Raw genomic sequence first — 366 nt, 5'->3', positions numbered from 1 at the left:
TTCACACAACAGGTTGATACCTATTGAGTTTTATAATGAACGACAGCAACATAGATGGAATGATTCCGTCTGTGTTGCTGGGTTTTTGAGGAGAGTAAGTTGAGTTTATCTTTTGAAGATTTAATCGAGCGTCATATGTCTAGTCTTGATACAGAGACTATTCACTCATTTAAAAAAGTTTTTTCTGGAGCTATGGATAACGAGTTTTCGAAGATTGAACAAGCACAAGTTGCACACGACAGTATGCAATTTATATCCGAAGAACATCAGTATATGCACAGGTCATGGATTGAAGATGACGCAATTTATAAGTTTAGTGTTGTCGACTTGGCTGGTGAGTTGTACATCTTTGATCCGCACCAGCAG

Annotated in this window: 1 protein-coding gene; it reads left to right on the top strand. The window is 38.0% G+C overall.

Translation table 11 applies throughout. From position 1 onward, the window contains the following. Positions 1 to 99: 99 nt before the first annotated feature. The coding region (locus AB4589_RS25510) for a hypothetical protein (protein ID WP_372101968.1) at positions 100 to 366 on the top strand (267 nt) is incomplete at its 3' end.

The organism is Vibrio sp. 10N.222.49.A3, from assembly GCF_041475145.1.
Classification (GTDB): Bacteria; Pseudomonadota; Gammaproteobacteria; order Enterobacterales; family Vibrionaceae; genus Vibrio; species Vibrio tasmaniensis_A.
Note: the sequence above shows the minus strand (reverse complement) of the source record. Positions and strands in the feature narration are given on the sequence as shown.